This is a genomic window from Streptomyces jumonjinensis (assembly GCF_009600885.1).
In the GTDB taxonomy this organism is placed as follows: domain Bacteria; phylum Actinomycetota; class Actinomycetes; order Streptomycetales; family Streptomycetaceae; genus Streptomyces; species Streptomyces jumonjinensis.
Window position 1 is genome coordinate 50,383 of record NZ_VCLA01000194.1, and the last position, 12,630, is coordinate 63,012.

The 12,630-nt window shown below is 72.2% G+C and carries 12 protein-coding genes; 3 read left to right on the top strand and 9 right to left on the bottom strand.

The window, feature by feature from the left end:
• Positions 1 to 91 precede the first annotated feature (91 nt).
• From FF041_RS32710 to FF041_RS32740, 7 genes are all read right to left on the bottom strand, one after another.
• The gene (locus FF041_RS32710) at positions 92 to 433 is read right to left on the bottom strand and encodes a TcmI family type II polyketide cyclase (protein ID WP_153481145.1); all 342 of its coding nucleotides are present in this window, start codon (positions 431 to 433) and stop codon (positions 92 to 94) included.
• A gap of 25 nt (positions 434 to 458) precedes the next feature.
• Positions 459 to 935 carry an SRPBCC family protein gene (locus FF041_RS32715; RefSeq protein ID WP_323371133.1) on the bottom strand — a complete coding sequence of 159 codons (477 nt, stop codon included), beginning with the start codon at positions 933 to 935 and terminating at the stop codon, positions 459 to 461.
• A gap of 3 nt (positions 936 to 938) precedes the next feature.
• Entirely contained in the window at positions 939 to 1,199 is a 261-nt protein-coding gene (locus FF041_RS32720) for an acyl carrier protein (protein ID WP_153526112.1), read from the bottom strand.
• The gene (locus FF041_RS32725) at positions 1,196 to 2,545 is read right to left on the bottom strand and encodes a ketosynthase chain-length factor (RefSeq protein ID WP_153526113.1); all 1,350 of its coding nucleotides are present in this window, start codon (positions 2,543 to 2,545) and stop codon (positions 1,196 to 1,198) included. The genes FF041_RS32720 and FF041_RS32725 overlap by 4 nt, the downstream gene beginning before the upstream one ends.
• Positions 2,542 to 3,810: a beta-ketoacyl-[acyl-carrier-protein] synthase family protein gene (locus tag FF041_RS32730; RefSeq protein WP_323393378.1), complete on the bottom strand. Its 1,269-nt coding sequence runs from the start codon at positions 3,808 to 3,810 to the stop codon at positions 2,542 to 2,544. Before FF041_RS32730 ends, FF041_RS32725 begins: the two co-directional genes overlap by 4 nt.
• On the bottom strand, positions 3,807 to 4,253 hold the full coding sequence (locus FF041_RS32735; protein WP_153526114.1) for a cupin domain-containing protein: 447 nt from the start codon (positions 4,251 to 4,253) through the stop codon (positions 3,807 to 3,809). Before FF041_RS32735 ends, FF041_RS32730 begins: the two co-directional genes overlap by 4 nt.
• 179 nt (positions 4,254 to 4,432) lie before the next feature.
• Positions 4,433 to 5,557 (bottom strand): SchA/CurD-like domain-containing protein, encoded by a 1,125-nt coding sequence (locus FF041_RS32740; RefSeq protein ID WP_323393381.1) that lies wholly within the window; start codon positions 5,555 to 5,557, stop codon positions 4,433 to 4,435.
• 237 nt (positions 5,558 to 5,794) lie between these two features.
• Between FF041_RS32740 and FF041_RS32745 the strand changes: the two genes are divergently transcribed.
• The 3 genes from FF041_RS32745 to FF041_RS32755 all read left to right on the top strand — a co-directional run bounded on the left by FF041_RS32745 (position 5,795) and on the right by FF041_RS32755 (position 11,207).
• Positions 5,795 to 7,558: an FAD-dependent oxidoreductase gene (locus tag FF041_RS32745; protein WP_153526116.1), complete on the top strand. Its 1,764-nt coding sequence runs from the start codon at positions 5,795 to 5,797 to the stop codon at positions 7,556 to 7,558.
• Between the two features lie 128 nt (positions 7,559 to 7,686).
• On the top strand, positions 7,687 to 10,365 hold the full coding sequence (locus FF041_RS32750) for a SpoIIE family protein phosphatase (RefSeq protein ID WP_153526117.1): 2,679 nt from the start codon (positions 7,687 to 7,689) through the stop codon (positions 10,363 to 10,365).
• Positions 10,362 to 11,207: a hypothetical protein gene (locus FF041_RS32755; protein ID WP_194292270.1), complete on the top strand. Its 846-nt coding sequence runs from the start codon at positions 10,362 to 10,364 to the stop codon at positions 11,205 to 11,207. Before FF041_RS32750 ends, FF041_RS32755 begins: the two co-directional genes overlap by 4 nt.
• On the opposite strand, the gene FF041_RS32760 is transcribed toward FF041_RS32755, so the two are convergent.
• Together FF041_RS32760 and FF041_RS32765 are read right to left on the bottom strand one after the other, a co-directional pair.
• On the bottom strand, positions 11,179 to 11,985 hold the full coding sequence (locus FF041_RS32760; protein WP_153526118.1) for a DUF1775 domain-containing protein: 807 nt from the start codon (positions 11,983 to 11,985) through the stop codon (positions 11,179 to 11,181). The two genes, FF041_RS32755 and FF041_RS32760, sit on opposite strands and share 29 nt — an antisense overlap.
• Before the next feature lie 340 nt (positions 11,986 to 12,325).
• On the bottom strand, positions 12,326 to 12,630 hold a 305-nt coding region (locus FF041_RS32765), incomplete at its 5' end, for a histidine phosphatase family protein (protein WP_194292271.1).

Sequence of the window (12,630 nt, forward strand, 5' to 3'; positions counted from 1 at the left end):
AAGGCCCCACTGGACCTCGGGAACGCACGCCGACGCCCCGGGCCCCTCCTCGCCGAGGGACCCGGGGCGGCTTCGCGTGCTCGTGCGCTGGTCAGACCGGGACGGGCTCCCAGGTGTAGAAGCGGTTGGCCATCGCGTCCTTCGGCCCCTTCCAGGTCTCCGGGTCGTACGGGCTGATGAACGCGGTCAGCCGGTCGCTGAGATCCCTGAACTCGGGGTGCTCGACCGCCTGGGCGATCGCCGGTCCCGGCGGCCGGTCCGACTCGATCAGATGCAGATACACCTCGCCGAACTGGAAGAGGCTGCGTCGCCGTACGCCGATGAGATGCGGCAGTTCGCCCTCGTCGGAGGCCGCGAACAGCCGGGCGATCCCGGCGGCCGAATCCGGGGCCATCCTGGCCACGATCATCGTCTGATGGGGATAGAGCGTCATGATGAAACGTTTCTCCTCGTTCGGTTCAGCCGGCCGCGGGCGCCGTCCGGCGTTCCCGGTCGCGCTGCTCGATCTTGTCCCGGATGAGCGCCATCTGGACCTTGGAGTTGCGGTTGATGTTCTCCGTCATCCACTCGTCGTCCACCGGGGCGTCCGGCTTCATCGCGAAGTCCTGCCGCCAGTGCATCCGGGTGCCGCCGGGGACCTCGGTGTACTCCCAGCGGATGTTCATGTGCTGGAACGGCCCGGTCTCCACCCGCCGGGCGCTCACCGTGCGGCTCTTTCTGTCGGGGGTGCGCTCCGAGACCCAGCTCCACACCTTCCCGTTCTCGTCCGGGTGCATGGTCAGCCGGAAGGCCGTCGTGTCGCCCCGCCGCTCCAGCACCTCGACCGAGGCGTACTCGCTGAAGAGCTGCGGCCAGTTCTCCAGGTCGTTGGTGATGTCCCAGACCAGGTCCAGGGGGGCTCGGACGGTGATCTCGTTCTCGGTGTGTCCGGTCACTTCTCAGGCTCCGCTCTTGGTCAGGGTCTGGTTCACCAGGTCGAGGAACTCCCCCGGCGTACGGCACTTCTCCGCATCGGCCGGCATGGTGCTGCCGTGCCGGTTCTCCAGCGCGGCGACGATGCCGAGCAGGCCCAGCGAGTCGAGTCCGTACTCCTCGAAGGAGGTGTCGGGGTGGTCCGTCAGATCAACGGGCTCCACCGGGATGCCCGCGTTCTGGCGCATCAGTCCGGCCAGCTCCTCGGGGGTCACTGTCTCTGTCATGCGTTCTCTCCTTCTCGGGTGGGGTCGCTACGGAGCCCGTCGGGGGCCGCGCTGCGCAGCACGAGCGCCGAGTTCGACCCCATGAGCCCCCTGCTGAGCACCAGTGCGGTGCGCAGCGGCGCCCGGCGGGCCTTGCCGGTCACCACATCGATGTCATGGCAGACGTCGAAGACATTGGGCGTGGGCGGTACGACTCCGTGCTCCATGGCCATGACCGCCGCGGCCACATCGAGCACCGGACCGCCGCAGTACGCCCGGCCGATGCCGGTCTTGGGCGCGGTGACCGGCACCCGCCGGCCGTGTGCGCCCAGGGCGTCGGTGATGGCCAGGGCCTCGGCGCGATCCGCCGCCGGCACCCCGAGCGCGTCGGCGAAGACCACATCGACCTCCTCCGGCGCGCAGCGGGCGCTGCGCAGCGCGCCCTGGATCGCCCGGGCCAGCCCCTCTCTGGACTCCGGCCACCGGGAGGGGCCGGTGAAGGTGGCCGCGTGTCCGGCCAGCCAGGCCCGTGGGCGGGCGCCCCGGAGCAGCGCCGCCGACTCCTCCTCGACCACGAGCATCGCGCCGCCTTCGGCGGGGACGAATCCGCAGGCGTCGGCGGTGAAGGGCCGGTAGGCGCGGGTGGGATCGTCGCTGGTGCTCAGATCCTCGTAGCCGAGCTGGCAGACCACCGAGTAGGGCGCGAGCGGGGCCTCCGCCGAGCCGGCGATCATCGCGTCCGTGCCGCGCTCGATCGCTCCGGCCGCGTGGGCGAAGACGTCGAGGCCGCCGGCCTCGTCGCTGCACACCACTCCGCAGGGGCCCTTGAAGCCGCCGCGGATGGAGATCTGGCCGGTGCTGGCGGCGTAGAACCAGGCGATGGACTGGTACGGGCCGACGAAGCGGGAGCTCTTGCCCCAGAGCGCCTGGAGTTCGCGCTGGCCGAACTCGCCTCCGCCCGAGCCGGACGCGGTGACCACGCCGACGCTGAACGGCGAGTCCGCGTAGTCGGCGCGGCCGAGCCGGGCGTCGGCGAGGGCGAGATCGGCGGCGGCCATGGCGAAGTGGGTGAAGCGGTCGGTCTGGACGAGGAACCGCTCTTCGACCAGGGTGGCCGGTTCCAGATCGCGTACCTCGCCGCCGACCTTCAGCGGCAGCCGCTCGCACCCTTCGCGGCTGACCCGGTCGAGGACGCTGATCCCCTCATGGGTGGATTTCCAGAAGACGTCCGCGCCGATGCCGTTGGGTGCGATGACGCCGATGCCGGTGATGACGGAGCGCCGGGCGGCCGGGGCGGGGCCGGGCGCCCGTGCGGTGCGCCGGCCGGGGCTTCTCCGTTCGCGCCGGTCGGGGCGGGAGTTGCTCATCGTTGCCTCCCACTGGGCCTGGTCATGACGACCGCGGACTGGAATCCGCCGAACCCGCTGCCGACGGAGAGCACATTGCGCAGCTTCCGGGGGCGGGCGGTGCGCGGCACATAGTCCAGGTCGCACTCGGGGTCGGGGGTCTCGTAGTTGGCCGTGGGCGGCACGGTCTGGCGGTCCATGGCCAGGACGCAGGCGACGAGCTCTATCGCGCCGATCGCGCCCAGGGAGTGGCCCACCATGGATTTGATGGAGCTCATGGGCGTGTCGTAGGCGTGTGCGCCGAGCGAGCGTTTGACGGCGGCCGTCTCGTGGCGGTCGTTCTGCTTGGTGCCGGAGCCGTGCGCGTTGACGTAGTCGATGGCCGAGCCGTCGATCCTGGCGTGGCCGAGGGCGAGGTCGATGGCGCGGGCCATCTCCACTCCCTCGGAGGTCAGTCCGGTCATGTGGTAGGCGTTGCCGAAGGTGGCGTAGCCGCTGATCTCGCAGTACACGGTCGCGCCGCGGGACCGGGCGTGCTCCAGCTCCTCCAGTACCAGGACGGCTCCGCCCTCGCCCATCACGAATCCGTCGCGGTTGGCGTCGAACGGCCGGGAGGCGTGCTCCGGGTCGTCGTTGTTGGGCGAGGTGGCCTTGATGGCGTCGAAGCAGGCCACGGTGATCGGGGATATCGGCGAGTCCGACGCGCCGGTCACACAGACGTCGGCGCGGCCCTCCTGGATGGCGTGGAAGGCGTATCCGACGGCGTCGAGGCCGGAGGTGCAGCCCGTGGAGACGGTCTGCACCGGCCCGTGCGCGCCGATCTCCTCGGCGACGGCGGAGGCGAGGGTGCTGGGCGAGAAGGCGCGGTGCAGATGCTCCCCGGCGGGCCGGTGGTCCACATCCCAGTGGGCGCCTCTGGCGGAGACGAGCACATAGTCGTGCTCCAGCCGGGTGGTGCCGCCGACCGCGGTGCCCAGCGAGACCCCGATGCGCCAGGGGTCCTCCCGGGCGGGGTCGAGCCCCGCGTCCCGTATCGCCTCCCGGGCTGCCACCAGGGCGAACTGGATGTACCGGTCCGAGCGCGCCGCGTCCTCGGTGCTGAGGCCGTGCTCGGCGGGGTCGAAGTCGACCTCGGCGGCGATCCGGGAGCGGAAGCCCTCCGCGTCGAAGAGGGTGATGGCCCGGGTCGCGGTGCGGCCGTTCGCCAGCAGGTCCCAGAACGCCGGGGCGCCGACGCCGCCGGGGGCGACGACGCCGACCCCGGTGACCGCCACCCGCCGGTTCACGACACGGCCCCTGACCGTTCCGGGGGGCTGCCGTGTGCCACGGTCCGCGCCGGGTGATCGGTGGTCTCCGTGTCGACATGGCCGAGCTCCGGCCGGGGCGCGAGCGGGCCGAGGTGGAAGACCATCCGGGCCTCCACATCGCCGACGTTCCGGAAGCGGTGGCGCATGTTCAGCGGGATCAGCAGGCCCTGATCGGGGCGCATCGGATGGGTGACGCCGTCGAGGTCCACTTCGAGCCGTCCGCTGACCACGTAGACGAACTCCTCGGAGTACGGGTGGTAGTGCTCGCCGATGCGCTCACCGGGCTGCACGATGGCCAGCCCCATGAAGCCGGTGGTGGCGCCCACCGCGGTCGGGGTGAGCATGGCGCGCAGATCGCCTCCGCGCCGGGTGTTGGGCTGGGTCTCGCTGAGGTCCACGATGCGTGGGCTGTGCGTGGTCATACTGCGTTTCCTCCAGTTGGCCTCGGCGGGCCTCGATGGGCTTCGGTGGCCTCGGTGGCTCGATCGGCTTCGATCGGCTTCGGTCGGCTTCGGTTGGCTTCCGTCGCCTTCGGTCGACTTCGGTCGGCTTCGGTCGGCCGGGCCGCCCGTGGGCGGTGCGCGGTCGGACTCGGGCGCGTTCAGGACTCGGGCGCTGCGAGCCGGTCGGTGATCAGTTGCATGTCGGATTCGGTGACGAAGCGCGCGATGTCGTCCTCGCCGCCGCCGGCCACGGCGTCGCCGTCGATGAGGAGCCGGGCGAGGATCGCGGCCTTGCGGTGGCCCTGGACGCCGAGAGCGAGCGCCGGGTGGTCGTCGAGAGGGCCGTTGACGTCGATGAGGCGTACGACGATGTCGTCCCGCTGGAAGACCGTGCTGCCGACGATCGGGTTGTCGGGGTCGTCGGCCGCGGACTCGTCCTGGAGGGCGAGCAGCCGGGCCACGGCGAGTCCGCACTCCTCCTTCGCCCGGTAGAGCAGCGCGTGCCGGTTCACTTCGTCGGGTCCGCGCCCGTCGGCCGTCACATGGTGCACCGCGGGGAGGGCGGCGCGGGTGAAGAAGAGCCGGGCGGAGTTGGAGTCGTCAAGGTCCCGGTCCTGTTCCAGATAGGGGTTGATGGCCTCTTCCACGGCCCGTACCTCGGGCTGTCTGGCGACGTGGCGCAGGGCCGCCATCAGATCGCCCTGGACCTCGATGGCGCGCACCACCCGGTTGCCGTGCATGAAGAGGGAGGTGCGGCGCAGCCGGGTCTGGTCGTCCACGCGCGCGGCGGGCGAGGTGTATCCGGCGAGGATCTTCGCCACGGCCTTCTCGCTGCCGGGCTTGACGGTGAAGGTCAGGGCATGGCGTACGACTCCGTCGCCGACCCTCGGGGAGGGCTGGAGTCCGCCCTTGGCCTGCTGCTCGGGGGCGGCGCTGAAGGCCTGTCCGGTCTCCCGCAGCACGCTGAACCTGAGCGAGCGGGTGTCCCGTACGCAGCTGTGCAGCGGCAGGACGGTCTCCACATGCTCCTCGCTGTTCACCCAGGCGAGGAACGGCGGCGCGCTCTCCCATTCGCTGGTGATGAGCCACTGCGAGGGGTTCTCGATGGACTGGCACAGCTGGTCGCTGATGTGTCCGGGCACCGAGGCGACGTGGTTGCGCATGTGCTCATAGGCCTCCAGGAACTGCTTCTGGGCCCCGTCGTAGAGGTCCAGCAGCAGCACGACCCGGAGTCTGGAGCCGTCGAAGGCCGACTGAGATATACGTACCGACAAGGTGGTCACCCTGTTCACACTCCTTCGCGACCGCGCCGCCGCCACGGACATGGCCCGTCGTCAGTCATCAGCTGGAATCCGCCCCGGGAGCGGTGGTCGGCCGCCCCGGGGATGCGCGCGATCGCCCCGTGACACGCGGCGATCCCGTGAACCGATCGTGGGCCGTTACCACGTGTGGCGCGAGAGATGGGCACCATGCGGGTGAATGGGCGGGGCAAGGGCCGTCCTGACGGGCACACAGACTCCATGCAAGGGACCGCTGAGACTGTCGATCGAACCGATCGAACCGAGAAGACCGAGAAGACCGAGAACGCCGATCGCACCGCGAACACCGACCGCACCGCGAACACCGACCGCACCGCGAACACCGACCGCACCGAGAACGCCGAGAGCACTGTCCGCCGGGTACCGATCCTGATCGTGGGCGGGTCCCTGGTGGGCCTGTCCACCTCGATGTTCCTGAGCCGTCAGGGCATCGGGCATCTGCTGGTCGAGAAGCACGCGGGCACATCGACCCATCCGCGCGGGCGCGGCATCAACGTCCGCTCGATGGAGCTGTTCCGCAGGGCCGGGGTGGACGGCGATATCCGCGACGCCGCCGCCGTGCTCTCCGGGAACCATGGGATCCTCCAGGCCGGATCGCTGACCGGCGACGATCAGGAGTGGCTCTTCAGGGAGATCGACCCGGGCGGCGGGCTGGCCCGGATCAGCCCGTCGAGCTGGTGTCTGTGCAGCCAGAACGACATCGAGCCGGTGCTCATGGCCCGTTCCCGCGAGGCGGGGGCCGAGCTCCGCTTCTCCACCGAGCTGCTCTCCTTCGAGCAGGACGCCACCGGGGTGACCGCCCTGGTCAAGGACCGGCTCTCGGGTGAGCACACGACGGTGCGCGCGGACTATCTGGTGGCGGCGGACGGGCCGCGCAGCCCGGTGCGCGAGCAGCTGGGCATCGGCCAGAGCGGCAACGGCGAGCTGTTCCACAACGTGAGCATGACGTTCACCTCGCAGCAGCTCATCGGCATCGTGGGCGACCGCCGCTTCATCGTCTGCTATCTCACCAAGCCGGGGGCGGACGGGGCGCTGCTGCCCGTGGACAACCGGGAGCGGTGGGTCTTTCACGCGCCGTGGCACCCGGAGCTGGGCGAGACGCTGGAGGAGTTCACCGACGAGCGCTGCCGGGAGCACATCCGCCGGGCCGTGGGCGCGCCGGACCTCGATGTGGAAATCACCGGGATGGCCCCGTGGCACGCGGCCGAACGGGTCGCCCGCCGTTACTCGGCCGGCCGGGTCTTCCTGGCCGGGGACTCGGCGCACGAGATGTCGCCGACCGGCGCTTTCGGCTCCAACACCGGTATCCAGGACGCCCACAATCTCGCGTGGAAGCTGACCGCGGTGCTGAAGGGCTGGGCGGGGCAGGGGCTGCTGGACACCTATGGCGAGGAGCGGCTGCCGGTGGCGAAGGCGACCGGCGAGCGGGCGTCGGCCCGTTCGGCGGAGCACGCCCATCCCGGCTACGCGGCGCCGCTCACCCCCGGCGGCCGGCGGGGCGGGGTGCTGACGGTGGCCATGGGGTACGGCTATCCGGGCGGCGCGGTCATCGGCGTCGACCCGGGGCGTCCGGTGGTGCCGGAGCGGATGCGGCTGTCCGGGGAGCCGGGCACCCGGGCTCCGCATCTGTGGGTGCGCCGGGACGGCGAGCGGCTGTCGACGCTGGATCTCTACGAGCGGTCCATGGTGCTGCTCTGCGGTGAGGGGGCGGTGTGGCGGGACGCCGCGCACAAGGCCGCGGTACGGCTGTCCGTGCCGCTGGACGTGTACGCGATCGGCGACGGGCCGCTGGCGGATCTGGTCCCGGAGGAGGGCTGCGACTGGACCGGGACGCATGGCACCACGGCGGAGGGCGCGCTGCTGGTGCGTCCGGACGGCTTTGTGGCCTGGCGTTCGGCGGGGGGCGCGCTGGACGCGGAGCGGGCCGTCGCCGAGGCGCTGGTCGAGGTGCTGCGGTTGCGCTGAGCGCCGGGGGCGGCAGCTCGCGGAGGCCGCACGCACGACGGGATTCCCGCAAAAACGTCGCGCGTGTGACCTCCGCGTTCTAACGTGCGCGGATAGCCCACCGCTATCGGGAGGTGTAGAAAGAGGACATGGCCGCACGTTACGGTCGCCCACTCTCGGTTCTGAAGATGCGGACCGTGGCCGGGCAGGTCTTTCTCCTCCAAGTGGCGATCGTGCTGCTGCTCGTCGCGGCGGGCATCACCGCGCTGCTCGTGCAGTCGCACGCCGACAGCCGCCGTGAGGCCGTCAACCGGTCGGAGGCCGTCGCCACCACCTTCGCCAGCTCACCGGGGATGGACGCGGCGCTCGCGAGCCGTGATCCCAGCGCGATCCTCCAGCCGCGCGCCGAGGAGGCGCGGAAACGTTCCCATGTCGACTTCATCGTGGTGATGAACACCGACGGGATCCGCTACACCCATCCGCTGCCGGACCGGATCGGGAAGAAGTTCGTCGGCGACATCGGGCCCGCGCTCCGCGGCGAGGTGGTCACCGAGAAGCTCACGGGCACGATCGGGCCGCTGGTCCAGGCCGTGGTGCCGGTCTACGGCCCCGGCGGGAAGGTCATCGGTCTGGTGGCGGCCGGGGTCACGCTGGAGAAGGTCGGCAATGTGGTGGAGGACCAGTTCCCGCTGCTGTTCGGGGCCGCGGGCGGCGTGCTGCTGCTGACCGCCGGCGGCACGGCCCTGGTCACCGGGCGGCTGCGCCGCCAGACGCGCGGGCTCGGCCCGGAAGAGATGACCCGGATGTACGAGCACCACGACGCGGTCCTGCACGCGGTGCGCGAGGGGGTGATCATCGTCGGGGGCGAGGGACGGCTGCTGCTCGCCAACGACGAGGCACGCCGGCTGCTGGATCTGCCGCCGGACGTCGAGGGCAGACAGGTCGCCGAGCTGGGGCTGGACGAGCCGACGGTACGGCTGCTGGCGTCGGGGCAGATGGTCACCGACGAGGTGCACCGGGTCGGCGACCGGCTGCTGGCGGTGAACCACCGGCCGACCGACCGCAACGGCGGACCGCCCGGCAGTGTGACCACCATCCGGGACACCACCGAGCTCCAGGCGCTCAGCGGCCGGGCGGATGTGGCGCAGGCGCGGCTGCGGCTGCTGTACGACGCCGGGTTGGAGATCGGCACCACCCTGGACGTGCTGCGCACCTGCGAGGAGCTGGCGGAGTTCGCGGTGGGCCGGTTCGCCGACTTCGCCACCGTCGATCTGGTGGAGGCGGTGCTGCGCGGCGAGGAGCCGAGGGCGACGGGCGCGGGCGCGGACATGCGGCGTATCGCCGTGGGCGGGACCGGGGACGCCACGGCGCACTTCGCGCTGGGGACCACGATCCGCTTTCTGCCGACCACCCGGATGGGCGCGGGCCTGGGCAAGGGCGAAGGCATCCTGGAGAAGGATCTGGCCTCGTACTCGGGGTGGGAGCAGCAGTCCCCGGAGCGGGCCGCGAAGCTGGTGGAGGCGGGCTTCCACTCGATGATCGCGGTGCCGCTGCGGGCGCGCGGGGCGATTCTGGGGGTGGCGATGTTCTGGCGCTCGCGGACGCCCGAGTCCTTCGAGGAGGAGGACCGCTCCCTCGCCGAGGAGCTGGTGGCGCGGGCCGCGGTGAGCGTCGACAACGCGCGCCGCTACTCCCGTGAGCACACCATGGCGGTGACCCTTCAGCGGAGTCTGCTGCCGCGCGGTCTGCCGGAGCAGGACGCCCTGGACGCGGCCTACCGCTACCGTCCGGCGCAGGCGGGTCTCGGCGGGCTCGGCGGGGTGGGCGGCGACTGGTTCGACATCATTCCGCTGCCGGGCGCGCGGGTGGCGCTGGTGGTGGGCGATGTGGTGGGCCATGGTCTGCACGCCGCCGCGACGATGGGCCGGCTGCGGACGGCGGTGCACAACTTCTCCACCCTGGATCTGCCGCCGGACGAGCTGCTGTGGCATCTGGACGAGCTGGTGGCCAGGCTCGACGCGGAGGAGTCGGGCGGCGACGACGGCCAGGTCACCGGGGCGACCTGTCTGTACGCGATCTACGATCCGGCCTCGGGCCGCTGCACGATGGCGCGGGCGGGGCACCTTCAGCCGCTGGTGCTCCATCCGGACGGCACGGCGTTCTTCGCGGAGGTGCCCGGCGGTCCGCCGCTGGGGCTCGGCGGGCTGCCGTTCGAGACCCTGGAGCTGGAACTCCCCCGGGACAGCACCCTGGTGCTGTACACCGACGGCCTGGTCGAGGACCGGGACCGGGACATGGACGAAGGGCTCACGCTGCTGCGGGAGACGATCGCGGGCCGTCCGGAGCGCTCCCCGGAGGAGATCTGCGAGGCGGTGCTGGGCGCGCTGCTGCCCGAGCGTCCGCGGGACGACATCGCGCTGCTGGTGGGCCGGACCAGGGTGCTGAGCTCGAAACGGGTCGCCGAGTGGGAGGTGCCCTCCGATCCCTCGGCGGTGGGTGAGGTGCGCGCGGAGGTCGCCCGTAAGCTCGCGGAATGGGATCTGGAGGACGAGGCGTTCACGACCGAGCTGATTCTCAGCGAGCTGGTGACCAACGCGATCCGTTACGCGATCGGCCCGATCCGGGTGCGGCTCATCCGCGATCGGGCGCTGATCTGCGAGGTGTCGGACCACAGCAGCACCTCGCCGCATCTGCGGCAGGCGGCGAGCACGGACGAGGGCGGCCGGGGGCTGTTTCTGGTGGCCCAGTTCGCGGACCGGTGGGGGACGCGCTACACCCTGGACGGAAAGGTGATCTGGACGGAGCAGCCGCTGGCGGGGGCGGAGTGAGGGCGCTGTGGATCGGCGGCCCGCCGGGGGCGGGCAAGACCACCGTCGCCCGGCTGCTGGCCCGCCGTCATGGGCTGCGCTGGTACGGCTCGGACGCGCACACCTGGGAGCACCGGGACCGGGCGATCGCGGCGGGGCATCCGGCGGCGGTGCGCTGGGAGGCGCTGCCCCGCGAGGACCGCTGGTCGGCCCCGCCCGGGGAGCTGCTGGCGATGTCGCTGCACCGGGAGCGCGGGGCGATGATCGCCGACGATGTGCGGGCGCTGCCGCCGTGGCCGATGACGGTGGCGGAGGGCACCCCGGTCGTCCCGCCGTCCACGGGCGCTCACGCGCTCTGGCTGCTGCCGACGGCCGAGGTGCGGGAGAAGCGGCTGGCCGAGCGGGGGGAGGCACCGGGTCCGCTGGCGCTCTACCGGCGTCTGGCGCGGGAGATCGAGTCGCGGGTCGAGGCGTACGGGGGAGCGATCCTGCGGGTGGACGGCTCCCTGGGTGTGGCGGAGACCCTCGCGGCGGTCGAGCGCTGTTTCGCGCCGGTGCTGGCGGCGAACCCCGGAGCGCGGACGGCGGCGGACCGGGGCGGGCTGCTGCGGTACGCCAATGAGGCGGTCGTCGCCCAGTACCGGGCCTTCGCCGCCCGGCCCTGGGCGCCGCCCGGCGCCATGGCGGCGGTGGTGGGCTTCGCCTGCGAGTGCGGCCGGGCGGAGTGCGGGGAGGACGTGGAGCTGGCGGTGGCGGACTATCCGGCGGGCGGGGGCCTGACGACCGCAGGGTGCTCCGGAGGCCGGGGGGACCGGCCTCCGGAGCGGACGGGGGTCAGGGGGCGGAGTCCGAGCGGCGCTTGATCATCCAGAAGAGGGGCACACCGGCCGCGATCGCGACGACGAGGACGATCAGGGAGGTGTCGACTCCGCCGTCGTCCTCGTCGGCCGCGTCCTCCCGCTGCCCGGACGGCTCCGGTGAACTGGAGGGCTCCGATGAGCCGGAGGGCGACGGGGCGGCTCCGGTGGACGGCTGCGAGGGCGCAGAGGACCCCGACGACGCGGCCGGTGTCTTCCCGGCGGTCTTGTCAGCGGGCTTGTCCGCGGTCTTGTCCGCGACGGGCGGCGGATCGAGAGGTTCCAGGGAGGCGCCCTTCGCCGCGGCCTTCAGGGTGAGGACGGGGGCCGGGTTCTCCGGCTCGGCGCCGCCCTTGGGCTCCTCGATCCAGCGGGATATCTTGCCGTCGCCATAGGTCTCGACGGTCTTGAAGACCAGCTTCCGGGCGTCCGGCAGCTGTCTGACGGTGATGCTGTACACGGCGTCCTCGCCCACGTCGAGCGGCTTGCCTCCGATGAGATAGCCGCCCTGGGCATGGGCGAACGTCCAGCCCTTGGGGGCCTTCTTCAGGCTCACCGCGCCCGGTGAGATACCGGTGGGCAGCACGACCTGGAGCCCCGCGATGCCCGCCGAGTCCGACTCGGCCTCCGATGTGAAGGTCACGGTGACGTTCTTCGCCAGGGCGCGGGGGTCGGACGCGGTCACTCCGGCATGGGCGGCGGCGGGGCCGGCCAGGGCGAGGACCGCGCCGAACGCGGCGAGCGCGGTGACGGCGGAGAGAGCCGTACGGTGGGGGGTGCTCATAGGTCTCCTTCTGCGAACGGGGCGGGCAGGGGATGGAGCCGGCCCGGCGGCACTCCATCGTGACGGGCGACATCATTCACGACGAGCGGGTATTTCCAAGAGGGCCCGGGGATATCTCCCGTCACAGCCGCTTCTCCGGTACGCGGGTGCGCTGTTGGGACCGCTCACCAGCCGTCCGCCGACGGGGGCGCCCCAGATCACCGGGCGGCGCTGCCGACAGGGCGTCAGCCGGGTGCCGCAGCAGAGGTCCCAGCCGGGGCGTCCCCGGACCACCGGGCGTCCACCGATGAAGGCGCCAGTCCAGCACCGCGGCAGAGGTCCCAGCCGGCCCGTCCCCAGGTCACCGCCCGTCCGCCGCCGACGACGGCGTCAGCCGGGTGCCGCAGCGGAGGTTCCAGCGGCCGGATCTGCCGGTCAGCCCGGTCAGGGTGAGGGGCTCGGCGTCCAGCCGCCAGAACGTCGCGGGCGCCAGGCCCAGCGCCGCCACCAGCGCCGCCCGCACCACCGCGGGCTCCACCACCGCCAGCACCCGGCCCGCGTCCGGGGGCAGTGAGTCGAGCCAGCCGCCCACCCTCGCGCACAGCCCGGCCAGCGGCTCCCCGCCGTGCGGCGCGGCAGCGGGATCGTCCAGCCACCGCGCCACCG